General features: G+C 71.9%; 18 protein-coding genes. 5 read left to right on the forward strand and 13 right to left on the reverse strand.

The window, feature by feature from the left end; all coding sequences use genetic code 11:
* Positions 1-12: 12 nt before the first annotated feature.
* The 9 genes from rdgB to ABNF97_RS30095 form a co-directional block, all read right to left on the reverse strand.
* On the reverse strand, positions 13-627 hold the full coding sequence (rdgB, locus tag ABNF97_RS30055; RefSeq protein ID WP_130464612.1) for an RdgB/HAM1 family non-canonical purine NTP pyrophosphatase: 615 nt from the start codon (positions 625-627) through the stop codon (positions 13-15).
* Complete coding sequence (gene rph / locus ABNF97_RS30060; protein WP_130464613.1) at positions 624-1,352, reverse strand: ribonuclease PH; 729 nt, start codon at positions 1,350-1,352, stop codon at positions 624-626. The genes rdgB and rph overlap by 4 nt, the downstream gene beginning before the upstream one ends.
* Positions 1,353-1,408: 56 nt before the next feature.
* Positions 1,409-2,155 (reverse strand): MBL fold metallo-hydrolase, encoded by a 747-nt coding sequence (locus tag ABNF97_RS30065; RefSeq protein WP_130464614.1) that lies wholly within the window; start codon positions 2,153-2,155, stop codon positions 1,409-1,411.
* 293 nt (positions 2,156-2,448) lie between these two features.
* The gene (locus ABNF97_RS30070) at positions 2,449-3,414 is read right to left on the reverse strand and encodes a pyridoxal-phosphate dependent enzyme (RefSeq protein ID WP_130464615.1); all 966 of its coding nucleotides are present in this window, start codon (positions 3,412-3,414) and stop codon (positions 2,449-2,451) included.
* 10 nt (positions 3,415-3,424) lie between these two features.
* Positions 3,425-3,829: a MoaD/ThiS family protein gene (locus ABNF97_RS30075; protein ID WP_349340591.1), complete on the reverse strand. Its 405-nt coding sequence runs from the start codon at positions 3,827-3,829 to the stop codon at positions 3,425-3,427.
* A 69-nt stretch (positions 3,830-3,898) separates the two neighbouring features.
* Positions 3,899-4,387, reverse strand: coding sequence for a Mov34/MPN/PAD-1 family protein (locus ABNF97_RS30080; protein WP_130464617.1), 489 nt, complete (start codon positions 4,385-4,387; stop codon positions 3,899-3,901).
* Positions 4,388-4,674: 287 nt separating this feature from the next.
* Positions 4,675-5,211, reverse strand: coding sequence for a DUF2017 family protein (locus ABNF97_RS30085; RefSeq protein WP_207230622.1), 537 nt, complete (start codon positions 5,209-5,211; stop codon positions 4,675-4,677).
* Positions 5,187-5,477, reverse strand: a complete 291-nt coding sequence (gene clpS / locus ABNF97_RS30090; protein ID WP_130464619.1) for an ATP-dependent Clp protease adapter ClpS — start codon at positions 5,475-5,477, stop codon at positions 5,187-5,189. Before clpS ends, ABNF97_RS30085 begins: the two co-directional genes overlap by 25 nt.
* Positions 5,478-5,548: 71 nt before the next feature.
* Positions 5,549-7,141 (reverse strand): hypothetical protein, encoded by a 1,593-nt coding sequence (locus tag ABNF97_RS30095; RefSeq protein ID WP_130464620.1) that lies wholly within the window; start codon positions 7,139-7,141, stop codon positions 5,549-5,551.
* Between the two features lie 223 nt (positions 7,142-7,364).
* Here ABNF97_RS30095 and ABNF97_RS30100 point away from each other — a divergent pair, with 223 nt between their 5' ends.
* The 3 genes from ABNF97_RS30100 to ABNF97_RS30110 all read left to right on the forward strand — a co-directional run bounded on the left by ABNF97_RS30100 (position 7,365) and on the right by ABNF97_RS30110 (position 12,050).
* Positions 7,365-10,043, forward strand: coding sequence for a LuxR C-terminal-related transcriptional regulator (locus tag ABNF97_RS30100; RefSeq protein ID WP_130464621.1), 2,679 nt, complete (start codon positions 7,365-7,367; stop codon positions 10,041-10,043).
* Between the two features lie 121 nt (positions 10,044-10,164).
* Positions 10,165-11,469, forward strand: coding sequence for a nicotinate phosphoribosyltransferase (locus ABNF97_RS30105; RefSeq protein WP_130464622.1), 1,305 nt, complete (start codon positions 10,165-10,167; stop codon positions 11,467-11,469).
* A complete protein-coding gene (locus tag ABNF97_RS30110; RefSeq protein WP_130464623.1) occupies positions 11,466-12,050 on the forward strand; it encodes an isochorismatase family protein in 585 nt (194 codons plus the stop codon). Before ABNF97_RS30105 ends, ABNF97_RS30110 begins: the two co-directional genes overlap by 4 nt.
* A gap of 94 nt (positions 12,051-12,144) precedes the next feature.
* Here the strand turns inward: ABNF97_RS30110 and ctaD are convergent, their stop codons facing one another.
* From ctaD to eda, 4 genes are all read right to left on the reverse strand, one after another.
* The gene (ctaD, locus tag ABNF97_RS30115; protein ID WP_130464624.1) at positions 12,145-13,905 is read right to left on the reverse strand and encodes an aa3-type cytochrome oxidase subunit I; all 1,761 of its coding nucleotides are present in this window, start codon (positions 13,903-13,905) and stop codon (positions 12,145-12,147) included.
* 211 nt (positions 13,906-14,116) lie between these two features.
* Entirely contained in the window at positions 14,117-15,223 is a 1,107-nt protein-coding gene (locus tag ABNF97_RS30120) for an FAD-dependent monooxygenase (RefSeq protein ID WP_130464625.1), read from the reverse strand.
* Positions 15,224-15,335: 112 nt separating this feature from the next.
* On the reverse strand, positions 15,336-16,433 hold the full coding sequence (locus tag ABNF97_RS30125; protein ID WP_130464626.1) for a PfkB family carbohydrate kinase: 1,098 nt from the start codon (positions 16,431-16,433) through the stop codon (positions 15,336-15,338).
* A 90-nt stretch (positions 16,434-16,523) separates the two neighbouring features.
* Entirely contained in the window at positions 16,524-17,183 is a 660-nt protein-coding gene (gene eda / locus ABNF97_RS30130; protein ID WP_130464627.1) for a bifunctional 4-hydroxy-2-oxoglutarate aldolase/2-dehydro-3-deoxy-phosphogluconate aldolase, read from the reverse strand.
* Between the two features lie 54 nt (positions 17,184-17,237).
* Between eda and ABNF97_RS30135 the strand changes: the two genes are divergently transcribed.
* Together ABNF97_RS30135 and ABNF97_RS30140 are read left to right on the forward strand one after the other, a co-directional pair.
* On the forward strand, positions 17,238-18,077 hold the full coding sequence (locus ABNF97_RS30135; protein ID WP_130464628.1) for an IclR family transcriptional regulator domain-containing protein: 840 nt from the start codon (positions 17,238-17,240) through the stop codon (positions 18,075-18,077).
* A 262-nt stretch (positions 18,078-18,339) separates the two neighbouring features.
* Entirely contained in the window at positions 18,340-19,482 is a 1,143-nt protein-coding gene (locus ABNF97_RS30140) for a GH12 family glycosyl hydrolase domain-containing protein (RefSeq protein WP_130464629.1), read from the forward strand.
* The last annotated feature ends 340 nt before the right edge of the window (positions 19,483-19,822 follow it).

The following is a 19,822-nucleotide window of genomic DNA, read 5'->3' on the forward strand; positions in this document are numbered from 1 at the left end:
GCGCCCAACCCGCTATGCCGGCGGTAGCACCCTGGCGACCACCTTCGCCAACGCCCGCAGCGCCTTGCCCCGGTGGCTGATCGCGTCCTTCTCCTCCGGGGAGAGTTCGGCGTTCGTCCGGTCCTGCCCGTCGGCGAGGAAGATCGGGTCGTAGCCGAAGCCGCCGTCGCCACGGGGCGCCCGCAGCAGCCGTCCGGGCTGACGGCCCTCGATCAGGTGCTCCTTGCCGCCCGGCAGCACCAGGGCCGCCGCGCAGACGAAGGCGGCGCCCCGGTGCTCGTCCGGTACGTCCGCGATCTGCGCCAGCACGAGTTCCAGGTTGGCCCGGTCGTCGCCGTGCCCGCCCGACCAGCGGGCGCTGAACACCCCGGGCATGCCGTTCAGGGCGTCGACCGCCAGCCCCGAGTCGTCGGCGATCGTCGGCAGGTTGCTCCACTTGACACCCTCGCGCGCCTTGAGCAGCGCGTTCTCCCCGAAGGTCAGCCCGGTCTCCGGGACCTCCTGGTACTGCGCGACGTCGGCCAGCCCGACGAGTTGGATGCGCTGCACGCCGAGGGAGTGGTCGAGGATCCGCTGGAGCTCGGTGAGCTTCTTGGCGTTGCGGGTCGCCAGCAGCACCCGGGTCATTCCGCCAGCGCCTTCCGCTGGGCGTCGGTCAACTCGGCACAGCCGAGCACACCGAGGTCGAGCAGCGCGTCGAGCTGCTCGCGGGCGAAGACGCCGGCCTCGCCGGTCCCCTGCACCTCGACGAAGTCCCCGGTACCGGTACAGACCACGTTCATGTCCACCTCGGCCGCCACGTCCTCAAGGTAGTTCAGGTCGAGGCGCGGCTCGCCCTCCACCACGCCGACGCTGACCGCCGCCACCGACCGGTGCATCACCTTCGCCGGCTTGCCGGCCAGCGCCTTCCGCTCGGCCAACCAGTTCACCGCGTCGTGCAGGGCCACGTACGCCCCGGTGATCGCGGCGGTCCGGGTGCCGCCGTCGGCCTGCAACACGTCACAGTCCAGCACGACCGAGTTCTCGCCGAGCGCCTTGAGGTCCATGCAGGCCCGCAGGCTCCGCCCGATCAGCCGGGAGATCTCGTGGGTACGCCCGCCGATCTTCCCTCGTACGCTCTCCCGGTCCGAGCGGGTGGTGGTCGACCGGGGCAGCATCGAGTACTCCGCGGTGACCCAGCCCAGGCCGGAGCCCTTGCGCCAGCGCGGCACCCCCTCGGTGACACTCGCCGTGCAGAGCACCCGGGTATCGCCGAACTCGACGAGGACGGACCCCTCCGGATGGACGCTCCAGCGTCGGGTAAGGGTCACCGGTCGAAGTTGGTCGGGCCGCCGCCCGTCAGGTCGCGCCATCCCCGCAGCCTATGTGCTCGCCCGATCGCGCCGCCCGAGGGTGTCCCGCGGCCGGGCTACACCTCGTACCGGGCGCCGGGCCGGACGATCTCGACCGGGCCGGCGAAGGCGGAGAGCGCCGCCTCGTGGGTCACCGCCTCGCTGCCCCAGGCGGCGACCAGGTGGGTGAGGAGCAGCCGCCCCACCTCCGCCTTCGTGGCGATCTCGCCCGCCTCCCGCCCGGTCAGATGCAGGTCGGGCGGGTTCTCCACCCCGTCCAGATAACTCGCCTCGCAGAGGAACAGGTCGGCGCGGTGGGCCAGTCGGAGCAGCGACTCGCAGGGGGCGGTGTCCGAGGAGTAGCAGAGCGACCGGCCACCGTGCTCCAGCCGTACCCCGTAGGTCTCCACCGGATGGTTGACCCGGTCCACGGTGACCGAGAACGGCCCGATTGGGAAGGTCCCGGGCTGCAGGCCGTAGAAGGTGTAGACGTCGTCGAGCGTCCCCTCGTCCAGGCTGTACGCGTTGGCGAGCCGTTCCGGCGCCCCGCTCGGGGCGTACACCGGCAGCGGCGGATAGGGACCGTCCGGTGCGTACCGCCGCACCACGATGTACGGGACCGCGTCGAGGATGTGGTCGCCGTGCAGGTGGGTCAGGAGAATCGCGTCGAGCGCCTTCAACCCGACGTACCGCTGCAGGGCGGAGAGCGAGCCCGAGCCGAAGTCGAGCAGCAACCGGAAGCCGTCGGCCTCGACCAGATAGGCCGAACAGGCCGACTCGGGCCCCGGGAAACTGCCCGCACAGCCGAGGATCGTCAGTCGCATCAGGTTGCCCCGCCATTACAGATGGTCACGGACAGCCCGCCGACCAACGCGTGAACGATCAATGCCGGATGGTCTGTCACGGTGCGCAGCCTACGCCGCGACACCTGGGCACAAGAAAGATCTGCGGACTGTTGTCGCCAACGTGACAACCGGTCTGGGCGACCCGGCCCGGTAAGGGCCAGACGCCGCAAACGGCCCGAGCGTTACGTTCCGTCACCTTCTGCGGTCATGTCGGCACCCGCCTCCCGCCGGGCCGGAACGGTGCACCCTGCAACCGGCCGGCGGGTCCGCCGTCAGGCCCAGAGCTGACCGTCCAGGGCGTTCTCGGCGTCGGCGAGGGTGCCGCCGTACGCACCGGTCGACAGGTACTTCCAGCCGCCGTCGGCGACCACGAACGCGACGTCGGCCCGCCGGCCGGCCTTGACCGCCTCGTGCGCCACGGCGAGCGCGGCATGCAGGATCGCCCCGGTGGAGAACCCGGCGAAGATCCCCTCCACCTCGACGAGCTGCCGGGTACGCAGCACCGCGTCCCGGGTACCGACCGAGAAGCGCCGGGTCAGCACCTGGGCGTCGTACAGCTCCGGGACGTAGCCCTCGTCGATGTTGCGCAGCCCGTAGACCAGTTCGCCGTACCGGGGCTCGGCGGCGACGATCTCGATCTCGTCGATTTTCTCCCGCAGGTAGCGCCCGGTCCCCATCAGCGTGCCGGTGGTGCCCAGCCCGGCGACGAAGTGCGTGATCGTCGGCAGGTCGTGCAACAGCTCCGGACCGGTGGTCTCATAGTGCGCCCGCGCGTTGCCCTGGTTGCCGTACTGGTAGAGCATCACCCAGTCCGGGTGGTCGGCGGCGATCTGCTTGGCGGTCGCCACCGCCTGGTTCGAGCCGCCGGCGGCCGGCGAGAAGATGATCTCGGCACCGTACATCCGGAGCAGTTGCACCCGCTCCGCCGAGACGTTCTCCGGCATCACACAGACCAGCCGGTACCCCCGGAGCTTCGCCACCATGGCCAGCGAGATCCCGGTGTTTCCGCTGGTCGGTTCGAGGATGGTGTCACCCGGCCGGAGCCGGCCGGCCCGCTCGGCCTCGCGGACCATGAACATCGCCGGCCGGTCCTTGATGCTGCCGGTCGGGTTCCGGTCCTCCAGCTTCGCCCAGAGCCGCACCGGCGGTGCCCCGTCGGGCACCGTCGGCGAGAGGCGGGGCAGCCCCACCAGCGGAGTACCGCCGCACGCGTCGAGCAGGCTCTCGTACCGCGTCATGGCGGCCTCCTCAGCGGGCGGCGGACGGGGCCGGCACCGACCTGCCGTGCCCTGGCGCCGCTGCCGCCGCGCTGTGCCCGACGATCGCGGCTGCCGCCGCGCTGTGCCCGATGATCGCGGCTGCCGCCGCGAAGCCGAACGCGCCGCCGGCCACGGCCGGCAGGATGGTCACGGTGTCCCCGTCGGAGAGCTTGGCGTCCAGCGCACCGAGGAACCGGACGTCCTCGTCGTTGACGTAGACGTTGACGAAGCGGTGCAGCGCGCCCTGCTCGGTGACCAGCCGGCCGCGCAGGCCGGAATACTTGCCGTCCAGGTCGGACAGGAGTTCGTTGAGGGAGTCGCCGGACCCCTCGACGACCTTGGCGCCGCCGGTGTAGCTGCGCAGGATGGTGGGGATGCGAACCTCGATGGCCATGATTGCGTGCTCCTTGGGAAACGACGGACTGGGGAACGGACTACGACAACGGCTGCTGAGTTGTGGAAGTCAGCGGCCGGAACACTCGTAGTCGACCGTCGCCGGGCTCTGCCCGAACATGTACGACTGCACGGCGTTCGGGTCCACCGTGGCGTCGACGACCCGGATCGGCTCCTCGGTCACCACCCCGTCCACGATCCGGAACGAACGGATCTCCTCGGTCTCCGGGTCACGGGTGGAGACGAGCAGATAGTGCGCGCCCGGCTCTCCGGCGAAGGAGATGTCGGTGCGGGACGGGTAGGCCTCGGTCGAGGTGTGCGAGTGGTAGATCACCACCGGCTCCTCGTCGCGATCGTCCATCTCCCGCCAGAGCCGCAACTGCTCCATCGAGTCGAACTCGTAGAACGTCATGGACCGCGCGGCGTTCACCATCGGGATGTGCCGGGTCGGGGTGTCGGTGCCGGCCGGGCCGGCGACCACGCCACACGCCTCGTCGGGGTGGTCCCGACGGGCGTGCGCGACGATCGCGTCGACTATCGACCGGTCGATACTCAGCACGCGCCCAGCCTACCGCCTCTCGGGCCGACCCGGAGCGGTCGGTCTCGGCCGGCGGGAGTGGCCGACCTCACCCGTCCCGCCTGGCCGGCGGCGCCAGCCCGCACAGAAGCGCCCAAACCAGACGTCTGCGGTGAAGTCGCCCGCAGAACATTGCGGTGAGCGCCGTCGGTCCCGGCGGCACGCCGGTGTCGGCCGCGGGAGCCGCCGCCCGGCGGGGAGGAGCCGCCCGGCGGGGAAGACCGGTCGGGCGGGGAAGACCGGTCGGGCGGGGAAGACCGGTCGGGCGGTCAGTGTGCGAGCCTGCCCTCGACCAGCGCGCGGAGCAACGACTCCTGGAGATAGCCCAGATAGGCGTAGATGGAGAGCTGGAAGACCCGGGTCGAGGTGGGGTCGTGCAGCACCGCGTCGTCCAGCTCGTCGCCGAGGTCGGTGTCGGCGGAGATCTCCAGGCGTACGCCCATGGCCAGCCGGGCGTCGTTGAGGGCACGCAGCCACGCCTCCGCCGCCTCCGCGTCGAGCCGTACCTCGCCACCGGTCACCGGGGGCAGCGCCGCGAGTACCGCGCCCGCCTGATCGATCTTGCCCGTCTTCAGATCGCCCTCGGTGTACCGCCGGAGGTCGGCCGAATCACCCGGACTGTCCGGATAGGTGTCCGGGAACAGTCGCCCGACGACCGGGTCGGAGTGGTCGAAGCCGTCGGTGAGCAGGCCGACCACCTCGGAGGCGACCTTGCGGAGCACCCGCACCTCGTCGGCGGCGAAGGTGGCGACGCAGTGCTCGCCCTGTCGACGGAACGTACTCACGCCTGGTCCACCGTCGCCCACAGCCCGTACGCGTGCAGTTGGGACGCGTCGTGCTCCATCCGCTCGCGGGCGCCGCTGGAGACCACCGCCTTGCCCTTGTGGTGCACGTCGAGCATCAGCTTCTCGGCCTTCTCGTGACTGTAACCGAAGAGTTTTTGAAACACCCAGGTCACGTATGTCATCAGGTTGACCGGGTCGTCCCAGACGATCGTCACCCATGCCCGGTCGGCGACCGGCACCTCTTCGGTGTCCGGCGCGTCGACCGGTGCAACCTGTGGAGCCGCCATGCCCCCCATCGTGCCACCGCCGGAGGCGTTGCGAGGAACCGGAACGCCGCCGGGGTGCGAACCGGGCCCCTTCAGGCGAGCAGACGGCCGTGCCGGACCGCCTCGGCCAGCACGTCGGCCAGCGAGGCGGCGACCGCCTCGAACCGCCGGGACACTTCGCGGCACAGCTCCACCTCGGTCTCCCGCAGTGTCCGGCCCAGCCAGGACCGGGCCTGGCTCGGATCCGCCCGGAACGGGTTGCGCCAGTACTGGTAGCAGCCGCCGGAGAGGCCGACCCCGAGCGGCGGCAGGATCGCCCCGCCGGTACCGCAGGGATAGCCGGCGAGCGCGCCGACCGCGCCCAGCCCGTGCACCGTCTCGACCTCGCCGGTCTCCCGGATCAGCAGGACCCGGTCGAAGTCCCGGGCGGAGCGGTCGGCGGCGAGTCCCCAGCCGACCGCGGCGGCGGCGCGCAGCCGTACGCCCTCGTCCGGCACCTCGCCGAAGACCAGGGCGAGCGACTCGACCAGCATCTTGTCCACGCCCGCGTCGCAGGCCGCCACCACCTCCAGCGACAGCGCCTCGACCTCCCGGTCGAGCAGTCCGGGCAGCCCCGGTACGCCGGCGCTGCCGACGACCCCCCGCACGCAGCGCAGGTGGATGGCGGCGATCTCCAGCGCGATGTCCTTGCGGAGCTGGTGGGCCAGGCCCCGGGAGCGCCGCTCCAGCCGGTCGGCCCAGCCGGAGGTCCGGGCGGCCGGCGCGACCGGAACCGTCCGGGTTGCCCCGGGCGCGACCGGCGAGACGAGGCTGGCCCGGCGAAGCCCTTCGGCAGCGGCCCAGTCGATCAGGGCCCGGCGCAGGTAGGCGGTGTCGGCCGCGGCCGGGTCGAGGTCGATCCAGTCCACCCCGCCGAGCGCGGGCACCGCGGCGACCAGGCCGGCCCGGCGCGCCTCCAGCCAGCCTGCCGGCGACCCGTCGGGCGCCGGTCCCTCGCCGTCGTGGCCGGGTCCGACGAAACCGGTGGCGGTGGGCGCGGCGAACCCGGCGGGGGTGCCCGGACCGCCGGGCCAGCCGGCCTCGGCGCCCGGACACGCGGGTGGGCCGGCGCCGGCGCCCGGCATGCCGACCAGGAAGACGGCGGCCTCCTCCGCCACCTCGGCGAGCAGGTCCAGTTCGGCGGCGGCGACCGGCTGGTCGTCCGGGAGTACATAGAGCAGCGCGCCGCCCCGTCGCACGGCGTCGCGGACCACCCGGACGCCGGCCACGCCGAGCGTGCCGGTGTCCGGCGCGTCGACCAGGGCGAAGTGCCGCAGCAGCGGGGCGGGCACGGTCAGCTCGACCCGGCGCGGCGGGCGGGCCAGGGCCGGACCGGCACCGACCGGCTCCGGCCGGTACTCCCGGGAGGAGCGCAGCCCGGGCACGTAGGCGGCGCCGCCGACGGAGGGCGCGTAGTCGACCACCAGGAAGCTGCCCGCCGGCACCCGCAGTGGCGGCGCGGCCGCGCCGAGCAGTCCGGCGAGTACGGCCCGGCGGTTCCCTGCGGACGGCCCGATCGTGATCACGGCGAGCGGTTCGTCGGGTGGCGGCTCGACCAGTGCGGGTCCGTCGCCCGCCCTACGACGGGTTGTCCGGGCACCGGGCGTTCCCGGCGGCCCGGGGACGGGAAGCGACCGGAACTCCATCGCTGTCTGCACCTCCAACCTGGCCGGAACGCTCCGGTCGGGGCCGCTGCCGTTGGCAAGACCCGACCGGTGGCGCTGGCCGGGTCCGCCGAATATCGGAACGCTACGTGTCGATGCCCACACGCTACGAGCACCAACGATACTCATGGATGCCCGACAAGCTACTCAAATTCATTCAGTCACCAGGCGCGCGCGGATGGCACCCGGTCTATATGCTGCCCCGATGGGGCGGTGGAGCTTCGTTGGTCGAACGGATGAACTCAGCCGGTTGGTGAGCGCCGCCACCAGCCCGGGAAGTCGAGGAATATTCTTCAGCGGCACCGCCGGAGTCGGCAAGAGCCGCCTGCTCAGCGAGGCGCTCGCGGCGCTGCCGGCGCACGGCTGCGCCGTCTGGTCCGCCTCCGCCAACATCGCCACCGCCGGGATACCGTTCGGCGGGCTCGCCCAGGTCCTCCCGGCCGACCAGCCCGCCGGCCTCTCCCCGGCCGGCATCATGCGCTGGGCCGTCGATGCCCTGCACCAGCAGGCGGCGGGCCGGCGGATCGTGATCGGCATCGACGACGCGCACCTGCTCGACCCCTCCTCGGCCGCCCTGGTCTACCTGATCGCGCGCTCCGACAACGCGACGGTGCTCGGCACGCTGCGCAGTGGCGAGGCGGTACCGCTGCCGATCCGCGCACTCTGGACGGACGACCTGGTCGACCACGCCGAACTGGCGCCGCTCCCGCCGGGCGACAGCAACGACCTGCTCACCGCGATGCTCGGCGACCCGATGGACGCACCGTCGGCGGACCGGCTGTACCGGCTCTCCGCCGGCAACGCCCTGATGCTCCGCGAGCTGGTCATCGCGGCGCACGCCAGCGAGGAACTCACCCGGACGTACGGCGTCTGGCGGTGGACCGGCCGCAGTCAGCTCCCGCCCAGCCTCGACGAGCTGATCGACGTCCGGATCGGACAGCTCGACCCGGGCGTACGCGCGGTGGTCGAGCTGGTCGCCATGGGTGAGCCGATCGGACTGACCCTGCTGCACCGGGCGACCGACAGCTCCAGCGTGGAGACCGCCGAGGAGCGGGGCCTGATCCGGGTCGACGTGCACGACCGCCGCTCGGACGTGCGGCTCGCCCACCCGCTCTACGGCGAGGTGGTCCGGCGCCGCTGCCCGGTCACCCGGGCCCGCCGGCTCAACGCCCACCTTGCCGACCTGGTCGAGCGGGCCGGCACCCGGCGCCGCGACGATCTGCTCCGGGTGGCGGTCTGGCGGCTCGACTCCGGCACCGCGCAGGACCCGACGCTACTGCTGCGCGCCGGTGGGCAGGCGTTCAGCCAGTTCGACGTACCGCTCGCCGCCCGGCTGGCCCGGGCCGCGCTGGAGGCCGGCGGCGGCTACCAGGCCGCCGAACTGCTCGCCACCATCCTGATGTTCAGCGACCAGGCCGAGGAGGCGATCCGGGTGCTCGACTCGGTCGCCGACCAGATCTCCTCGGACGAGCGGCGCAGCCGATGGCTGACCGTACGCGGCATGGTCTCGTACTGGGGGCTCGACCGGGAGTCCACGGTGGTCCAGATCGCGGCGGACGCGGCCCGGCTGACCGACCCGGCGGACCGGGCCCGGGTGGTCGCCTTCGAGGCGATCATGCGACTGCACCGGGTGGAGTGTGCCGAGGCGCTGCGGCTGAGCCGCTGGGTGCTCGACCGGCCGGCCGCCACGGTGGCCGCCCGTGGCCTGGCCCGGTGCACCATCGCGCACCTACAGGCGGCCCGGGGCGAGCTGACGCTCAGCGGCCGGGCCATCGACGGGGTGGCCGCCGAGGCCGCGCAGTGGCGGGCCGAGATGCCCTACCTGCAACTCGCGCTGGAGCTGGCCCGGGGCACCCGGCTGGCGCTCGCCGGCGACCTGGCCGGGATCGACGCGATCGTCGCCGCCGAGTTCGCCGACCTGGCCGACGCCGGCGACTTCCGGCTCGGCTCCGGCTACCTCTCGATCCTCCGTGCCCAGGCCGCCCGGCTGCGCGGCCAGACCGGCGAGGCGCTGCGGACCAGCCTCGGCGCCTGTGCCGTCCTCGCCACCAGCCGGGTCTTCGCCGGGCTGGCGCACGCCGAGCGTGCCCAGGCGGCGGCGATGCGCGGCGACGTCGAGTCGGCGGTCGAGGCGATGGCGGAGTCGGACCGGTCGCAGACCGCCGGGATGGCCGTGCTCTACCCCTGGCTGGAGCAGGCCCGGGCCACCGTGCAGGCCGCCACCGGCGAACTCGCCACCGCGGTCGGCACGCTGCGCGATCTGGTCCACCGGCTCCAGACGGACGGTTTCGCCGGGCACGAGGTGCTGGCCCTGCACGATCTGGTCCGGTTCGGCCGGGCCGACATCGAGGTCGGCGAGCCGACCGTGACCGGCCGGCGGCGGACCGTGGCACAGCGGCTGACGGAGCTGAGCGAGAGCGTCGACGGTCCGCTGCCGTCGCTGATGGCCCGGCACGCCCGGGCCGAGTACGGCCACTCCGGCGATCAGCTGCTCGCCGTCGCGGAGGGCTTCGCCGAACTCGACCTCAATGTCTTCGCGGCCGAGGCGACCAGCCGGGCGGTGATCCGGCTGCGGGCGGCCCGGTCGAACCGGTCACACGAGGCGAACCTGCGGCTCGCCGGGCTGCTGCGGCGCTGCGACGTGCTGCGTACGCCCGCACTGTCGCTGCGGCAGCCGGCGCTGACCGAGCGGGAGCGGCAGATCGCCCGGCTGGCCGCCCGGGGGCTGGCCAGCCGGAACATCGCGGAGCAGCTCTACATCTCCACCCGCACGGTGGAGAACCACCTCCAGCGGGTCTACAACAAGCTCGGCGTGGCCGGCCGTGGTGAGCTGCGGCCCGCGCTGAAGGCGATACCGGAGCAGGACGGCGACCCGGACCACTGAGCCGGAGGCGGTCCGGACCACTGAGCCGGAGGCAAGGAAGGGCCCCCGAATATCGTGTTCTGTCGTAGCGGGGGTCCTTCCTTGCCTCCGGGGCGCGGCACGGCACGCTTAGGCTGGCCTGGTGCACAGTTCCCGCCCCGCGCTGCTCACCGACCACTACGAGCTGACCATGGTCAGCGCCGCCCTCCGGGACGGCACCGCCGACCGGCACTGTGTCTTCGAGGTCTTCGCCCGCCGGCTGCCGGCCGGCCGCCGCTACGGGGTGGTCGCCGGCACCACCCGGCTGGTCGAGCTGCTGGCGGACTTCCGGTTCGACGAGGCGGACGTCACCTTCCTCCGGGAGACCGGGGTGGTCGACGAGTCGACCGCCGAGTGGCTGTCCGGTTACCGGTTCGGCGGCGACATCGACGGCTACGCCGAGGGTGAGCTCTACTTTCCCGGCTCCCCGATCCTGACCGTCTCCGGCACCTTCGCCGAGTGCGTACTGCTGGAGACGCTGACGCTGTCGGTGCTCAATCACGACTCGGCGATCGCGGCCGCGGCGGCCCGGATGGTGACCGCCGCGCGCGGCCGTACGCTGATCGAGATGGGTGCCCGGCGGGCCAACGAGGAGGCGGCGGTGGCCGCCGCCCGGGCCAGCTATCTGGCCGGGTTCGGCTACACGTCGAACCTGGCCGCCGGGAAGCGCTACCGGATACCGACGGCCGGCACCGCCGCGCACGCGTTCACGCTGCTGCACGACGACGAGCCGACCGCGTTCGCCTCCCAGGTCGCGACGCAGGGCAAGAGCACGACGCTGCTGGTCGACACCTACGACATCGCCCAGGGCATCCGGAACGCGATCGCGGTCGCCGGGCCCGACCTGCGGGCGATCCGGATCGACTCCGGTGACCTCGCGGTGCTGGCTCAGCACTCGCGGGAACTCCTGGACTCGCTCGGCGCCACCGAAACCAAGATCATTGTCTCCGGCGACCTCGACGAGTACGCCATCGCCGCGCTCGCCGCCGAGCCGGTCGACATGTACGGCGCCGGCACCGCCGTGGTGACCGGCTCCGGCGCCCCGACCGCCGGGCTGGTCTACAAGCTGGTCGAGGTGGACGGCCGGTCCGTGGTCAAGCGCTCCGAGCACAAGGCGACCGTCGGCGGGCGCAAGGTGGCCGTGCGGCGGCACAAGCCCAGCGGTACGGCGACCGAGGAGGTCGTGGTGTCGCAGGGTGTCCCCGAGCCGCAGCCCGGCGACCGGGCCCTGCAGCGGCGGTACGTCGCGAACGGCGAGCCGCAGCCGCTGCCGAGCCTGACCGAGTCGCGGGAGCACCTGCGGCAGTGCCTGATCTCCATTCCCTGGGAGGGACTCAAGCTCTCGGCGGGTGACCCGACCATCCCGGTCACCGTCGTCCCCGCCGACCGACCGGAAGGGGAACGATGAGTCAAGCATTGATCATTGTCGACGTACAGAACGACTTCTGCGAGGGAGGATCCCTCGGCGTGACCGGCGGCGCCGCGGTCGCGGCCGGAATCTCCCGGCTGCTCGCCGCCGAACCGGACCGCTGGGAACATGTGGTGGCGACCAAGGACCACCACGTGGATCCGGGCGGGCACTTCGGCGACCCGCCCGACTACGCCACCTCCTGGCCCCAGCACTGCGTGGTCGGCACCGACGGTGCGCGGTTCCATCCGGACCTGGCCACCGACCGGGTCGAGGCGGTGTTCCACAAGGGCGAGTTCGCGGCGGCGTACTCCGGGTTCGAGGGGACCACCGAGGGTGCCGAGGGGACCGAAGGGCTGGCCGACTGGCTCCGACGGCGCTCGGTCGACCGCGTCGAGGTGGTCGGGATCGCCACCGACCACTGCGTCCGGGCCACCGCGCTGGACGCGGCCCGGGAGGGCTTCGCCACCACGGTGCTGCTCGACCTGACCGCCGGGGTCGACCCGGGGACGACCGACGCCGCGCTGGCCATGCTCCGCGAGGCCGGCGTGACCCTGCGCGGCACGCCGGTGCTCGGCTGAGCCGCCGCAAGCCCCGATCCGCGGACAGATGCTCGCGGCCGGTACCGGGCGGAGGAGTCCGCCGGTACCGGCCGCGAGATCGAACGGGTGCGGGCTACCGCCGGTCGATGTTACTGGCGGTGTCCTCGGTGTAGCTGGCGCCGTGGTCGGACTCGCTGGTCAGTGGCTTGGCGCCGCCCTCGGGTGGGCCGGCCAGCGACTGCCCGCCAGCGGCCAGCTCCGGGAACTTCGCGTCGAAGGCCGGCCGCTCGGAGCGGATCCGGGGCATCCGGTCGAAGTTGCGCAGCGGCGGCGGGCAACTGGTCGCCCACTCCAGCGAGTTGCCGTGGCCCCACGGGTCGTTGACCTCCACCACCGGACCCGCCTTGTAGGACTTCCAGACGTTGTAGAGGAACGGCAGGGTCGAGATGCCGGTGATGAACGAACCGATCGTGGAGACCATGTTCAGCGTGGTGAAGCCGTCCAGCACCTGGTAGTCGGCGTACCGCCGGGGCATGCCCTCGTTGCCGAGCCAGTGCTGCACCAGGAACGTCATGTGGAAGCCGATGAAGGTCAGCCAGAAGTGCACCTTGCCGAGGCGCTCGTCCAGCATCCGGCCGAACATCTTCGGGAACCAGAAGTAGACGCCGGCGTACACGGCGAAGACGATGGTGCCGAAGAGCACGTAGTGGAAGTGCGCCACCACGAAGTACGAGTCCGAGACGTGGACGTTGAGCGGCGGGCTGGCCAGCAGTACGCCGGTGAGGCCGCCGAAGAGGAAGGTGACCAGGAAGCCGATCGACCAGAGCATCGGGGTCTCGAAGCTGATCTGGCCCCGCCACATCGTGCCGATCCAGTTGAAGAACTTCATGCCGGTCGGCACCGCGATCAGGAAGCTCAGGAACGAGAAGAACGGCAGCAGCACCTGGCCGGTGGCGAACATGTGGTGCGCCCAGACGCTCATCGACAGCGCGGCGATCGCGATGGTCGCGCCGACCAGGCCCTTGTAGCCGAAGACCGGCTTGCGGGAGAAGACCGGGATGATCTCGGTGATGATGCCGAAGAACGGCAGCGCCACGATGTAGACCTCGGGGTGCCCGAAGAACCAGAAGAGGTGCTGCCAGAGCATCGGGCCGCCGGTCTCGGCGTCGAAGACGTGCGCGCCGAGCAGCCGGTCCGTGGCGAGCGCGAGCAGGGCCGCCGCCAGCAGCGGGAAGACCATGATCACCAGAAGGCTGGTGACCAGGATGTTCCAGGTGAAGACCGGCATCCGGAACATCGTCATGCCGGGCGCCCGCAGCGTCAGGACCGTGGTGATCATGTTGACGGCGCCGAGGATCGTACCCAGACCGGAGATGACCAGTCCGAAGATCCACATGTTCGCGCCGATCCCGGGCGAGTGCTCGGCGTTGCTCAGCGGGGTGTAGCCGAACCAGCCGAAGTCGGCCGCGCCGGTGGGGGTCATGAAGCCGGCCACCGCCAGCGTCCCGCCGAACAGGTATAGCCAGTACGCGAAGCTGTTCAGCCGGGGGAACGACACGTCCGGCGCGCCGATCTGGATCGGCACCACGTAGTTCGCGAACGCGAAGACGATCGGCGTCGCGAAGAACAGCAGCATGATCGTGCCGTGCATGGTGAAGAGCTGGTTGTACTGCTCCGGCGACAGGAACTGAAGTCCCGGCTGGCCCAGCTCGGCGCGCATCAGCAGCGCCATCAGGCCACCGATCATGAAGAACGCGAACGCGGTGACCATGTACATGATCCCGATCTGCTTCGCGTCCGTCGTACGCAGCAGCCGCGTGAGTGCCGAGCCCTTGACCGGCTGGCGGACCGGCCATGGCCGGGTCACGATCGGCTTGGGTGCGACGGTGGTCACGAGTGGCCTCCGGTTCTCGTTAGTCCCACTCGGCACGCGCTGTGGATCTGCGAGCCGTACCTCGCAGGCAGAATAGTCCCCGGCAGCGGCGGGTCCCTCCTCGGGTACGCCCCGACCCGCCGACACCGCCCCGGCGGGCCGCTCGGACCGCCGGCCGGACACCGTCAGGTGCCCGGACAGCCGGCCAGAAACCTCAGGTGCCCGGACACCGTCACGCCGGGTCGACGAGGAGCCGGTAGTGCTCCTGGAAGATGCGGTTGCCCCGGATCCGCAGCAGCGGGTCGCGCAGCGGCGGGGGTACGTCCCGGGTCCGGTTCCGGTCCCGGGTCCGGTCCAGCACCCACTTGATCCGGGGCCGGCGCCGGTACTCGTAGCTCTCCAGCGCCTCGCGGACGGTCGCCGACCGGTCCAGCGAACGGGCCAGCACCAGCGCGTCCTCGCACGCCATCGCGGCACCCTGGGCCAGCGTCGGCGCCGTGGCGTGTGCGGCGTCGCCGACCAGCACCACCCGGCCCCGGGACCACGCGCCCAACTCCACCTCGTCGGTCCGGGTCACCCACACCCGGTCCAGCGCGCCCAGGATGGCCGGTACCGGGTCGCCGTACCCACCGAACAGCTCACGTACCCGGGCCAGCGGGTCCGTCGGTGTCGCGGTGCCGACCTCGTCGGCGTAGCAGTGCAGCCGGTCGGCGCCCATCGGCACAGCGACGAAGGCGGCCCGCTCGCCGAGCAGCCCGGTCCAGTCGGCCAGCGGCGGACCGCCGCGGACGACGCCGTGGTACACGATGTGCCCCGCCGGCCGGGCCAGGCCGCCGAGCGCGGCCAGCGCGCGGACCGACGAACGGCGTCCGTCCGCGCCGACCACCAGGTCGTACTCGGCCTGGCTGCCGTCGCCGAAGGTGACCGTGACGGCGTCCGGGTGCAGATCCAGGGCGCGCACCTCGGTGTCGTACCGCACCTCGCCGCCGGCCCCGCTCAGCAGTACCCGGTGCAGGTCGGACCGGGGCAGTGCCCGGCACTCGCCGACCCCCGACCAGAGCTTGTCGAGGTCGACCTCGCACAGTTCCCGGCCCTGCGCGTCCAGAAACCGCTGGTAGCGGATGACCTGGCCGAACGGTCGCACCGGGTCGTCGAGCCCGATCTCCCGCAGCGCCCGCTCCGCGTTGCCGGGCAGGTAGAGGCCGAACTCGGGGCCGTCGGCTCGCGCCGACCTCTCGATGATCTCAGGCCGGAACCCGGCGAGCCGGAGGGTACGCGCGACCGCCAGGCCGGCGATCCCCGCGCCGACGACGAGAACACGCAGGTGGGGAGCGACCATCTGGTGACGCCTCCGGAGGGATCGGCACGCGTTGAAGGCAAGACACTACTCCGCGCTATCACTCCAACGGAAGATCCGATCGGGTCTGCCCAGGTCACAACCGGTCAGCGCCTCACCTCTGCACCCGGGCGCCCGCTCCCCGGACGAGCGCCTCGACCTCCTTCAGGCTCGCCATCGAGGTGTCGCCGGGGGTGGTCATCGCCAACGCGCCGTGCGCCGCGCCGTACTCCACCGCGCTGGCCAGGTCGCCGCCGGTGAGCAGCCGGTAGATCAGCCCGGAGGCGAAACTGTCGCCGCCGCCGACCCGGTCGAGGATCTCCAGGTTCGACCGGTGGGTCGCCTGCACGAAACCGCTGCCGGCGGACCAGGCGATCGCTCCCCAGTCGTTGACGGTCGCGCTGCGTACGGTGCGCAGCGTCGTCGCCACCACCCGGAAGTTGTCGTACTCCCTGGTGACCGCCTCGATCATTCGCTGGAAGTTCGCCACCTCCAGCTCGGCGAGGGACTCGTCGGTGTCGGGCACCTCGAAGCCGAGCGAGGCGGTGAAGTCCTCCTCGTTGCCGATCATCACGTCGACGTACCGGGCGAGTCGCCGGTTGACCTCCCGGGCCCGGGCCTGGCCGCCGACCGCCTTCCAGAGGCTGGGCCGGTAGTTGAGGTCGTACGAGATCAGGGTGCCGTGCCGGCGGGCGGCGGCCATCGCGGCCTCGATGGTCTCCGGGGTGACCTCGGAGAGCGCCGCGTAGATGCCTCCGGTGTGCAGCCAGCGCACGCCGAGGGTGCCGAAGAGGTGGTCCCAGTCGACGTCGTCCGGGCGGAGCTGACTGGCCGCGGTGTGTCCCCGGTCCGAGGTGCCGACCGCGCCGCGTACCCCGAAGCCCCGCTCGGTGAAGTTGAGCCCGTTGCGCACGCTCCGGCCGATGCCGTCGTACGGCACCCACCTGACGAACGAGGTGTCGACCCCGCCGGTGAGGATCAAGTCCTCCAGCAGCCGTCCCACCTCGTTGTCGGCGAACGCGGTGACCAGGGCGGTCCGCAGCCCGAAGCACCGGCGCAGTCCGCGCGCGACGTTGTACTCGCCGCCGCCCTCCCAGGCCCGGAACGTCCGCGCCGTGCGCACCCGGCCCTCACCCGGGTCGAGCCTGAGCATCACCTCGCCGAGCGAGACCAGGTCGAAGCGGCAGTCGTCGGCGGAACGGAGCGGCAGCATGGCGGGCCTTTCTGGCGGGCCGGACGGTGCCGGCGGTTGTGTGGTTCGGTGACTCAGCCGGCGGCGCGGCTGGCCTCGACGGCGGCCCGGTCAGCCGGCGGCGCGGCTGGCCTCGACGGCGGCCGCGGTCAGCCGGGTGACCTCGTCCCAGCGGCCCTCGGCGAGCAGGGTGGGGGCGACCATCCAGGTGCCGCCGACCGCGAGCACGGCGGGCAGCGCCAGGTAGTCGCCGAGGTTGCCGGTGTGCACCCCGCCGGTCGGGATGAACCGGACCGAGCGGAACGGGGCGGCCAGCGCCTTGACCGTGCCGACCCCGCCGAGCTGCTCGGCCGGGAAGAACTTGACCGTCTCCAGACCGGCGTCCAGCGCCATCTGGATCTCGGTGGCGGTGGCGGCGCCGGGAAAGACCGGCAGCCCGCGCTGCTGACAGTGGCGTACCACCGCGGGCGAGAAGCCGGGACAGACCACGAACCGGGCGCCCGCGTCGGCGGCCTGGTCGACCTGGGCCGGAGTCAGCACGGTGCCGGCGCCCACCAGCAGGTCGGGGCGCTCGGCCATCGACCGGATGGCGTCGGCGGCGGCGGCGGTCCGGAAGGTCACCTCGATGGCCCGCAGGCCGCCCGCGGTGAGCGCCGCGGCCAGTGCCGGCGCCGAGGCCGCGTCCTCCAGGACCACGACCGGCAGGATCCGGGTCGCCGCGATGGACTCGGCTACCCCCACGAACTGTTCATCATCTTGAACGCTGGTCACATATGCGACCCTACTGTGCTCGCCGACCCTGTCAAGTCGACTAGAGTGGCCGACATGACGACGGGGACGACCAGCGGCGCGGAGCTCCGGCCCGCACCGGCCGGCGCCACCGCTCCGCCCGGTCCGGTCGAGACGTTCCAGCCGGTGAAGTCGGCCGGCCGGACCCTCGACGTGCTGGAGGCACTGGCCGACTCACCGCAGCGGCGCTCCCTGGTCGAACTGGCCCGCACGCTCGGCATCCCGAAGAGCAGCCTGCACGGCCTGCTGCGCACGATGATCCAGCGCGGCTGGGTGGAGGCGGACGCCACCGGCACCCGGTTCGGGCTGGGCGTACGCGCCCTCCAGGTCGGTGCCGCCTACCTGGAGACCGACGACACCACAAGCCTGCTGGCCGGGGTGCTCGACGACCTGGCCGCCGAGTTCGGCGAGACCGTGCACCTCGGCCGACTGGACGGGCCACACGTGGTCTACCTGGCCAAACGCGAGTCCGTGCACCCGCTGCGGCTGTACAGCGCCATCGGTCGACACCTCCCGGCACACGCGACCGCGCTCGGCAAGGTGCTGCTCGCGCAGCGCACCGACGAGGCGGTGGACCGGCTGCTGAGCTGGCCACTGCCGGCGCTGACCCGGCACACCATCACCGACCCGGACCAGTTGCACGCGGAGCTGGCCTCGGTGCGGGACCGGGGCCACGCGGTGGACCGCGAGGAGAACACCGAGGGCATCGTCTGCTTCGCGATGGCGGTGCCGCTGCACTCCCCGGCCATCGACGCGATCAGCCTCTCCGTGCCGGCGACCAGGCTGGACGCGGAGTGCGAGGAACGGATCGTCGCCGCACTGCACGGCGCGGTCCGGCAGGTGCGGGCCGCCCGCACCCTGCTGGCCGGCGCCTGAGCCGGACCGGCCGCAGCCCGCCGACCCGACGCCGCCCACCCGCGCGACGTCGTACGCCGTTCAGCCCGACGGCGCAACCGCCATAACCGGCTCATCGCCATGAACAACCCCCGGCCGACCCACGCCCGGTTGCTTTCCGATTTCAAGCATGTAAATGTGTCTCCAGCTGCCCATGGGAGCGCTCCCTCGCACCACCCGCCGCACGCCCGGCACCACGCGGCACCGCACCACTCCACGGACACCCACCACGCCAAGGAGCATCATGAGACGTCCCGTCCCCGTCCTCGCGGCGGTCGCCGGCCTGCTGGCCAGCGCCGCCGTCGCGGTACTCAGCGCCGCCGGCCCCGCCCAGGCCGACGTGCAGATCTGCGAACAGTACGGCTCGACCACCATCCAGGGCCGGTACGTGGTCCAGAACAACCGCTGGGGCACCACCGCCCAGCAGTGCATCAACGTCACCGACAACGGGTTCTCCATCACCCGGCAGGACGGCCAGAGCAGCACCAGCGGCGCCCCCGTGTCGTACCCGTCGGTCTTCCTCGGCTGTCACTACACCAACTGCTCGCCCGGGACCAACCTGCCGATGCAGGTGAGCCAGATCAGCAGCGCGAGCAGCAGCATCAACTACAACTTCGTCGGCGGCGCCACCTACAACGCCTCGTACGACATCTGGCTGGACCCCACCCCGAAACGGGACGGCGTCAACCAGATGGAGATCATGATCTGGTTCAACCGGCAGGGTTCGATCCAGCCGATCGGCTCCTCGGTGGGCAACGGCACCGTGGGCGGACGTACCTGGGACGTGTGGCGCGGCAACAACGGCGGCAACAACGTCATCTCGTACGTCGCACCGTCGCCGATCAGCAGCTGGAACTTCAGCGTGCTGGACTTCATCAACGACGCCCGCAACCGTGGTGCGATCACCAACTCGTGGTACCTGACCAGCATCCAGGCCGGCTTCGAGCCGTGGATCGGCGGCACCGGGCTCGCCGTGAACTCCTTCTCCGCGTCGGTGAACGGCGGCGGCCAGCCGACGAACCCGCCGACCAGCCAGCCGACGAACCCGCCGACGAACCCGCCGGGCGGCAACTCCTGCCGGGTCGCCTACACGGCGAACTCCTGGAACAACGGGTACACCGCGTCGGTCACCATCACCAACACCGGCTCCAGCGCGATCAACAACTGGTCGCTGACCTACAACCTGCCGTCCGGGCAGCAGATCGGCAACGCCTGGAACGCCACCGTCACGCAGAGCGGATCGGCGGTGACCGCCCGCAACATCAGCTGGAACGGCAACATTCCACCCGGCGGTACGGCCTCGTTCGGCTACCAGGGCTCGTACAGCGGTACGTACTCGTCACCGACCTCGTTCAGCCTGAACGGTTCCCCCTGCAGCCGGGCCTGACCCACCCCTGACGCACTCCCATCCGGCTCCGGCCGGTGGCCGGGCGCAGCTGGCGACCGGTGCTCCCGCCATCCGTTCCACGGGTGGCGGGAGCATCTCGTCCGGCCGCCACGTCGGGTCGAGGCGACCCGGGAGATCGCCGACCGACTGCGCGGATCGACCGGCTACGGGGGTCGACCGGCTACGGGGGTCGACCGGCTACGGGGTCGACCGGCTAGGCCCGTATTCCGCACGTCGGCGATCGTCAGCACCATTCCAGCGGGTTGACGTCGAGTAGGTCCAGGATTTCGAGTTGTAGGGGTGTGGGTTGAGGGATGGTGTGTAGGTTTCCGCTGGTCGC

It is taken from the genome of Plantactinospora sp. B6F1 (assembly GCF_040120695.1).
Taxonomy (GTDB): domain Bacteria; phylum Actinomycetota; class Actinomycetes; order Mycobacteriales; family Micromonosporaceae; genus Plantactinospora.

Coding starts and splice junctions, on each gene's coding strand:
- ABNF97_RS30095 (WP_130464620.1), bottom strand. CDS start 7,141: ATGGAGTTCCGGTCGCTTCCCGTCCCCGGGCCGCCGGGAACGCCCGGT.
- ABNF97_RS30125 (WP_130464626.1), bottom strand. CDS start 16,433: ATGCTGCCGCTCCGTTCCGCCGACGACTGCCGCTTCGACCTGGTCTCG.
- ABNF97_RS30140 (WP_130464629.1), top strand. CDS start 18,340: ATGAGACGTCCCGTCCCCGTCCTCGCGGCGGTCGCCGGCCTGCTGGCC.
- clpS (WP_130464619.1), bottom strand. CDS start 5,477: ATGGCGGCTCCACAGGTTGCACCGGTCGACGCGCCGGACACCGAAGAG.
- rph (WP_130464613.1), bottom strand. CDS start 1,352: ATGGCGCGACCTGACGGGCGGCGGCCCGACCAACTTCGACCGGTGACC.
- ABNF97_RS30070 (WP_130464615.1), bottom strand. CDS start 3,414: ATGACGCGGTACGAGAGCCTGCTCGACGCGTGCGGCGGTACTCCGCTG.
- ABNF97_RS30100 (WP_130464621.1), top strand. CDS start 7,365: ATGGGGCGGTGGAGCTTCGTTGGTCGAACGGATGAACTCAGCCGGTTG.
- ABNF97_RS30075 (WP_349340591.1), bottom strand. CDS start 3,829: ATGGCCATCGAGGTTCGCATCCCCACCATCCTGCGCAGCTACACCGGC.
- ABNF97_RS30135 (WP_130464628.1), top strand. CDS start 17,238: ATGACGACGGGGACGACCAGCGGCGCGGAGCTCCGGCCCGCACCGGCC.
- ABNF97_RS30120 (WP_130464625.1), bottom strand. CDS start 15,223: ATGGTCGCTCCCCACCTGCGTGTTCTCGTCGTCGGCGCGGGGATCGCC.
- rdgB (WP_130464612.1), bottom strand. CDS start 627: ATGACCCGGGTGCTGCTGGCGACCCGCAACGCCAAGAAGCTCACCGAG.
- ABNF97_RS30065 (WP_130464614.1), bottom strand. CDS start 2,155: ATGCGACTGACGATCCTCGGCTGTGCGGGCAGTTTCCCGGGGCCCGAG.
- ABNF97_RS30110 (WP_130464623.1), top strand. CDS start 11,466: ATGAGTCAAGCATTGATCATTGTCGACGTACAGAACGACTTCTGCGAG.